Genomic DNA, 6,442 nt, shown 5'->3' with positions numbered 1-6,442 from the left:
GGGAATTCTCTATAGATGCACGAATGTGCAGGTACACAGAGATATAATAGAAAAACAGCTATGGGCCGTTTTTTTTCGCTCAATTCCACGTTGGGATTTGAGCGAGAGGAAAATACTGGTTAGTTTTGCGTGGCCAGTGCTACCACGTCACATCGCTAAAGAGCGATAGAACCTTAAATTTATCAGTAGCATGAGCAAAAGGCAATAGGGCTTTTGGCAGAGGCTGTGATGATGAGTGAGATAATGCAATTTTTTGTCGGCGTATCACCTATCTTATTGATTATGTTTGGAACAATTGCATGGGGTGGCTATGAAGTTATGAAGATCTATCGTCGCCGTCGGTAGATGGCTTTGTTTCGAACACTCTGCGAGCCATCGCTCGAAAACCGTGAGGATCATTTTCTGAAGAGGGCTCTTTTTCCGCGGTAGGGGCAGGAAGTTGGCGTAGCTGCGCGACCTCTTCGCGTAATGCGACCAGCTCTTTGTGCATCGCCTGCAACGCTTGCAACATGGCTTGTTGCATTGGGTCTTGAGATGGCGTTGCATTTGGCTGCATTTCCGCTGGCAAGTGCTGCGGTTCACCATAGCAGCGTACTAGCTCAGCCATATCTATTATTCGAGTTCCGTCCCCTCGAAATCCGCATGATAAGCGGCCTGACTCAATATGACGATGAATAGTACTGCGATGCTTGCGGTACAGCTTCGCTGCCTGAGGAACAGTCAGTTGCATAGGTGGCTACTCTGTTGCATGAAAGCAGTTTCAGGGTAGCGCTAAACACCAAACTTTACTCGATGGGAACTGCATTCCACTGACTTTTATACACTCTCTTCCCTAGCAATTACTCATTCAAAATGGCCGTAACAATCACTCTTTGATGGTGTAATCAAAGCTTAAGCGCTTGTAGAGAGCACTGTAGCTTTCACCGGGTCGAGCCATCGCCTCAGCTTTGCTCTTGCTAATGATCTTTTTCTTTGATGTAGCGGAAGGGATAGCCTTGGGCCTAAAACTAAACTCAAAACCACTAATACTGCGCCCGCGCTTGTGCTGCGCATAGCTAGCTTTGATGTCTGTGTGTTCGTTGATTTGCTTGATAGCGAAGTCCAGCACTCGGCGTTTAAAATTGTCCATTCGAGGATAATCATCCGGCTCTAAACCCAATCGCTGCCGCAAGTCAGCAACTTCAATGGCTGGAGTTTTCCCCGTAGAACGCCAAGCAATAAGTAGCTCGTACAGACGTACTGCGTGAACACTAGTTAAGTCTGCAATCTGCTCCAGGGCGTAGTAGGTAAACTTTTCCTTGAGATCAAATAGTAGCGGCTGGACATGAGGCGCAAATGCGAGGCTAACGATGGCTTCACCCTCAAAATATGTAACATGGGAAACCCAGCGACTAACTGTTGTTTTCAAGCCTTTTTCCGTTTCTTGCTGAAACGTAAAGCGACGCTCAAAAAGCTGGCTTGCCGCGTACTGCATCGCTTCATAGGCGGTCTTCATACTCACGCCCCACTGATCGGCATAGTCTCGCGCATGGACAGTCATATCTCCCATGCTCTCTAACTCGCCGTTGGCCCTTGTAACCGCTAACAAGATGAGCCGCTGCTCAGCCAGCGAGATCGAGTACGATGCATTAATAAGCGCATTAGATTTTTTAACGACCTGCTTTTTCGGTGACATACGGCCTCCTCATTATAACTACGCTATATCTTGATGTAGTTAAATACAAGGAATCCGTAGTGATAACACCCGGAATCCGTAGTGATAACACCCGGAATCCGTAGTGATAACACCCGGAATCCGTAGTGATAACTAGCTAATAATTGTTTTAAATCAATTAATTAACACCACCTAAATTCTTTAAAGCCTTTAAATATATTAAAGAAGAGCGCATACGCGCTCGCCTACCCTTCGCTTCGCTCGCCCTGGCCTTCGGCCAGCCTAATGGTGACGCGCCAAAGGCGCGACTAGAGCGGCTTTCGAGGTGCTACGCACCTGCGCCGCAGGTGGGCGCATACGCGCAATGGTTACGTACAGGCCGCTAGGACCTCTTGTTGGTCAAAAGTGTAATCTAGGCACAGAAGGGGCTGTGGTGGGCGTCAGGAACCGTAGAGCATCAGGTGATGTACATTGCCGGTTACCGCTCGCAAGCTCGCTGCATCGGCCCTGCGGGCCGATCTAAAAGTATTGTTAGTTCAATTCTTGTACGTCATGTTCTTTCAAATACTGGCGAAGTGCTTGATTCATACGGGTTTGCCATCCCTTTCCTGTTTGGCGAAACGCCTCGACAACTTCTTGATCGTAACGAATTTTCACCGGTACCTTTCGTTCACCTACGGGAATGGGAGGACGCCCACGCCCACGCTTCACGAGGGTATCGCCGTGGTATTGATGCGCTGACTCAAACCACTCGTCTGTTAGCTCTGGTGCGTCGTCTGGATCAAACCAGGTGCTGTTCGTATCGTTGTCTTTCGCGTTCATTGGCATACCTCATAGAAATAATGCGGCGCTTCTTTCCGCGGTGTGTCCAGACAATCATGGTTATTTTGCCAGCGAGCTTACCCACGGTGATGATGCGTTCTTCGCCGTAGTTATGGCGGTCATCCAGCATAGATAGCGTTTTGCCAGCAAAGACGGCAGGGGCATCGTTAAAATCCAGGCCGCGATGTTGCAGGGTGTCTTGTTGTTTTCGCAGGTCATACTCGATCTCACTGCCTGAGGCCATCGGGGTCTCCTTGTCTTATTAATTATTGTACCCCCATTAATTAATAGAGCAAGTGGTAGTTAACTGGCTATTTTGGGAGTGTTAGCACCCATCCTCAAAAGAAGATGGGCTGCCAGCCATTTAAAAATAACGACTCCTTTCAATAGATAACATTGTTACAAGTACCTTGATAATTATCGGGATTTAGCATAAATCGCGTCCGCAATCTTTTCCTTTACCCAAGCTTGGTGTTCTGTAGCAGTTGCTTGCTGCTCTGTACTGAGATGGGGCATAAAACTCTCCAGCGAATTTAAGTAAGCGTCATAAACAATCCATGCCTCATTCCATTGGCCGGTTAGGAAAAATGTATTAGCAGCAGATAGGTGCATCCGAGAACTTTCTTCGAAGTGCTCAGTAATAATTTCGGGAGAGGATTTTAGAAGCTTCGTATGCATCGAGGTGATGTTAGCTGCTTCATTTAGTGAAGGTGAGTCACCAAAATATTGACGCTCCCAGTCCTCTCGGTTGAGGCTGTCATTATCAGCCATTTCTACCATGTAATGGCGATGTATATAGGCCAAAGCATCGGGATTTCCTCTAGCTGCACTGAGGTCTACATGAGGATTAACAAGGTGGGCATATGGACCGGATTCTGCACGAGGCGTTGTGGCACAACCTGCCAAAATAAATAGAGCAAGTAGGCAGGTAGCGAATGTAATGTGCTTCATAGACTTTCCTTAGGTTTAATTAATTTTAACGCTATGGAATATTAATAAATAATTCAGCCAAACCTGTAATTAAATTTAAGTTAATTTAACTTTCAGTGCGCCATTAGCTACTACTCGTCAAATTCAAGATAAGGCGAATAATCTTGAATTTCGGCCTATAGGCGTGAATATTTCACACTGAAATGGTTGGCTTGATAACCAAAGTTATGTCGTCTAGGGTAAAAGTGTGTCGAGCAAAGGATGCTTTTGGAAGGACGACCGAGCAAGGAGCGCTCGATGGGCCAAGGAGGCATGAGTAGGACGCTCATGAGAGATTGCTAGGATTGCGACGATAGAAGTTTGCCCGGCCCTATGGGGTCGGGCTTTTATTTGCCTGCTGCAAAATAAGCGTGAATATGTCACGTTTATAGGCTAGCGTGATGAGTATCCGAACTGACCTGGACACCTGGCTATGGCCCTACGCAAAATCAGTGACCTCAAACCCGTCTTTACCGGCGCTAACGTTACCGAATGGCAATCTCCTGCTGGGATGCGGTACCGCTACGAGCGTGATCGGTGTGCCGTGGGCCAGGAAATGGGCCCCGGCATGGAGGCGTATGACTGGCACGTGCTGTCTCACAATGACCTTACCCATGCCAAACGTAAGGTGTTTGAGTTGATCAATCTGGACGAATTCTGATGCCGCGCTCTCGCTCCATACAGGCCGCCGAGGCGCCGCTGTGGTTGGCCGTGCTGCTGGACTACTCATTTAGCTATAAAAACGCTCAGCGGACCGCACGGCTCGATTTATTAGGCATTACACATGATGCCACCGCCTACCCTGACGATATCCCGCATTGGCGACTGGCGGAGCTGCTGCTGCGTTGGGCAGACCAGTACGTGCCGGCGGAGGATTGGAGACGATTGCAGGCCAGGGTTAGGAAAAAGCGCTCTGCAACAATATAAATCCTAAGTTTATTTGCTCTGCATGCAGCGCACTTACTCTCTCACGCGATAGGTTTTACGGGCTTCCTCGCTTGCCGGCTCGGCCTTTTCGGTAGCGATTCAGCATACGTTGTTGATGAGGTTGTGCGGTTCATCGACGGTGGGGGCGGTGGCTCGCAGTTGCGCCCGATCATTGTCCATAACTGGCAAATAGCATAGTGGTAGTCTCGCGCTGTACTGGGGGCAAATTGCTGTTGTTCATAAAATTCCAGCACATTCTGTTTACCAATTTGCTCGGGGGGGCGCCCAACCGCTGCGATAAATCGCTCGATACGGGCTGCGGTGTTACGTCGCGACGTTTTCCCGCCTTTGCGCCGATATAAATCAATTTTTTGCCGCAATTCCCGGCTGATGTTGGCATTCATGCACTATTCCCCAGGTAACTGTTGGTGATACTGATGCGGCCGTGGCCCAGCTCGTTGGCGATCTGCAAACGGGCCTCACGGTCAATGTCACGCGGTGCCTGGCCTCCCAGTACCGGTGCGGCATACCCAGTAATTTGTTGGTAACGGTCACAGGCGTAAGCGCTGCGCAGATCGTGCAACCGGCTGACCCCGTGCTGTTGCAGGGTTTCGCGGATATCGCGCAGCCCGTTCTCACGCCAGGATTTCCAGTTTTGATCGGCTGGCATCACCGCTCTGGCGGCCCTCTGTGCAGCGGCAGCTCGCTCTAGAACAGCGAGCTGCCGCGCTGACGTGAGCGGAATTTCCCGCTCGCGACCCCCTTTGGTGCCGTCAGATATCGTGACGGCACCACGCGAGGTAGCCTCACGCAGCGCCGACCGAGCATTGAGTAGTGACGCCTCTTTTGTGCGTAAACCGAACTCCCGAGCTAGCTCTGCAATGGCGACACCACGCTCACTCAGCGCCGCTATGCCTCGTTCTAACTGTGTCCTGTCGAGCCCCGTAGGCGGCGTCTCACGAATAGCACTGCGCTGATCAATACCGCACTCACGCGTGGGACTCACGCGTTGCCATTCGCCCTGCGTGGCGATGCGCATCAACGTATTGATAGCGGACACGGCGTTTTGCGCGTGCCCCTGGCCAATCTCGTTATTGCTAACGCGATCGGCTAGCTGTTGACCATACTCGATGACGAGTTCACGATTGATGTATTCCATTTGTTTGACGCCATTTTCGCGTGCAAACGCGGCAAATTGGGCGAAGTTACGTCCTGTTTCGGCGGCATGGGAAAACCCCATGCCGGCTGCTTGGACGGTGTTATTCAGCGCAAATTGCGCCGCTGTGACCATGTTTCGTGATCCCAGTCCAAAATTTCTACTCACGTCCCACCCCGGGCCTGTTTGGTGCCCCGCGAAGCCTTCGCCGCACGGCAGCGCATGTTGAGTTTTGTCGCGAGTCATTGAGGACGCTCGCCGATCCAGGGGGTGGCAAAAATGGGCATAACGTTGGTTTTTAATGGGTACTATGGGGGGAGCCATCCCCCGCGCCGCCGATTGTCACGGTGTGACAAAACGAAGGCTCCGGCCTAGCGCATACGCTCACCCCTACCCAGGGGTGCCCAAACCGCGTGGTGGCAAAAAAAGAAGCGGGAGCGGAGGTGCCAATCTCCGACCGTATCATCCACCTGGTCAGTCAGGTGGCTGTTAGAAAATGTCCTAAACGGACATTTTCGTCGTTTTTCGTCGATAAATTCGTTCGACGAAAAACGTCAGAAGCCGCGTAATACGGCGGTTTACGGCAGATGCCGGTGGGGGATCGCTGTTCGTCAGGTGGGGAGCCCACCTGACGAACAGCTATGTGCCAATGGCTCGTGATGAGCCATAGATAGAGAGGACTGGCTATTGGTCAGACTCAGGAAGTGCGCACGCTGCTTGAGCGTGCGAGCAACGCAAATGGTTGTGTGGCGACGGCAGGCGATGAACTGCGGCCGACGCAATAAAGTGCAGTGAATGCACACACCAATGCGTTGCTAAATGAGGCGCTGTGAGAACACAGACACGCGAAGACATCTGAACGAGCAAAAGCACGTACAGAAAGATGGAGGTTGGGAACCTGGTAGAGATAAAAC

The 6,442-nt window shown here is 50.8% G+C and carries 9 protein-coding genes; 2 read left to right on the top strand and 7 right to left on the bottom strand.

Annotated elements, in window-relative coordinates; all coding sequences use genetic code 11:
- Positions 1-316: 316 nt before the first annotated feature.
- From ACT3XD_RS19105 to ACT3XD_RS19085, 5 genes are all read right to left on the bottom strand, one after another.
- Complete coding sequence (locus ACT3XD_RS19105; protein WP_444280673.1) at positions 317-730, bottom strand: helix-turn-helix domain-containing protein; 414 nt, start codon at positions 728-730, stop codon at positions 317-319.
- 135 nt (positions 731-865) lie between these two features.
- Positions 866-1,675, bottom strand: a complete 810-nt coding sequence (gene repM, locus ACT3XD_RS19100; protein WP_444280672.1) for a replication initiation protein RepM — start codon at positions 1,673-1,675, stop codon at positions 866-868.
- A 510-nt stretch (positions 1,676-2,185) separates the two neighbouring features.
- Complete coding sequence (locus tag ACT3XD_RS19095; RefSeq protein WP_192539943.1) at positions 2,186-2,476, bottom strand: BrnA antitoxin family protein; 291 nt, start codon at positions 2,474-2,476, stop codon at positions 2,186-2,188.
- Positions 2,436-2,720 (bottom strand): BrnT family toxin, encoded by a 285-nt coding sequence (locus ACT3XD_RS19090; RefSeq protein ID WP_192539942.1) that lies wholly within the window; start codon positions 2,718-2,720, stop codon positions 2,436-2,438. Before ACT3XD_RS19090 ends, ACT3XD_RS19095 begins: the two co-directional genes overlap by 41 nt.
- A gap of 173 nt (positions 2,721-2,893) precedes the next feature.
- The gene (locus ACT3XD_RS19085) at positions 2,894-3,427 is read right to left on the bottom strand and encodes a hypothetical protein (protein ID WP_192539941.1); all 534 of its coding nucleotides are present in this window, start codon (positions 3,425-3,427) and stop codon (positions 2,894-2,896) included.
- 451 nt (positions 3,428-3,878) lie between these two features.
- On the opposite strand from ACT3XD_RS19085, the gene ACT3XD_RS19080 reads away from it, so the two are divergent.
- Positions 3,879-4,106: a hypothetical protein gene (locus ACT3XD_RS19080; protein ID WP_192539910.1), complete on the top strand. Its 228-nt coding sequence runs from the start codon at positions 3,879-3,881 to the stop codon at positions 4,104-4,106.
- Complete coding sequence (locus tag ACT3XD_RS19075) at positions 4,106-4,372, top strand: hypothetical protein (protein WP_192539911.1); 267 nt, start codon at positions 4,106-4,108, stop codon at positions 4,370-4,372. The genes ACT3XD_RS19080 and ACT3XD_RS19075 overlap by 1 nt, the downstream gene beginning before the upstream one ends.
- Before the next feature lie 41 nt (positions 4,373-4,413).
- On the opposite strand, the gene ACT3XD_RS19070 is transcribed toward ACT3XD_RS19075, so the two are convergent.
- The gene (locus ACT3XD_RS19070) at positions 4,414-4,776 is read right to left on the bottom strand and encodes a hypothetical protein (protein ID WP_192539912.1); all 363 of its coding nucleotides are present in this window, start codon (positions 4,774-4,776) and stop codon (positions 4,414-4,416) included.
- On the bottom strand, positions 4,773-5,663 hold the full coding sequence (locus tag ACT3XD_RS19065) for an integrase domain-containing protein (protein WP_225736370.1): 891 nt from the start codon (positions 5,661-5,663) through the stop codon (positions 4,773-4,775). The genes ACT3XD_RS19070 and ACT3XD_RS19065 overlap by 4 nt, the downstream gene beginning before the upstream one ends.
- Between the last annotated feature and the right edge of the window lie 779 nt (positions 5,664-6,442).

Source organism: Halomonas sp. AOP7-B1-5 (assembly GCF_052353045.1).
GTDB lineage: Bacteria > Pseudomonadota > Gammaproteobacteria > Pseudomonadales > Halomonadaceae > Vreelandella > Vreelandella colorata.
The sequence above is the reverse complement of the archived record's forward strand: the minus strand, read 5'-3'. Positions and strand labels throughout refer to the sequence as shown.

Excerpts from the sequence above, each read along its gene's own strand:
- ACT3XD_RS19105 (WP_444280673.1), bottom strand. The coding sequence starts at position 730 with ATGCAACTGACTGTTCCTCAGGCAGCGAAGCTGTACCGCAAGCATCGC.
- repM (WP_444280672.1), bottom strand. The coding sequence starts at position 1,675 with ATGTCACCGAAAAAGCAGGTCGTTAAAAAATCTAATGCGCTTATTAAT.
- ACT3XD_RS19095 (WP_192539943.1), bottom strand. The coding sequence starts at position 2,476 with ATGAACGCGAAAGACAACGATACGAACAGCACCTGGTTTGATCCAGAC.
- ACT3XD_RS19090 (WP_192539942.1), bottom strand. The coding sequence starts at position 2,720 with ATGGCCTCAGGCAGTGAGATCGAGTATGACCTGCGAAAACAACAAGAC.
- ACT3XD_RS19085 (WP_192539941.1), bottom strand. The coding sequence starts at position 3,427 with ATGAAGCACATTACATTCGCTACCTGCCTACTTGCTCTATTTATTTTG.
- ACT3XD_RS19080 (WP_192539910.1), top strand. The coding sequence starts at position 3,879 with ATGGCCCTACGCAAAATCAGTGACCTCAAACCCGTCTTTACCGGCGCT.
- ACT3XD_RS19075 (WP_192539911.1), top strand. The coding sequence starts at position 4,106 with ATGCCGCGCTCTCGCTCCATACAGGCCGCCGAGGCGCCGCTGTGGTTG.
- ACT3XD_RS19070 (WP_192539912.1), bottom strand. The coding sequence starts at position 4,776 with ATGAATGCCAACATCAGCCGGGAATTGCGGCAAAAAATTGATTTATAT.
- ACT3XD_RS19065 (WP_225736370.1), bottom strand. The coding sequence starts at position 5,663 with ATGGTCACAGCGGCGCAATTTGCGCTGAATAACACCGTCCAAGCAGCC.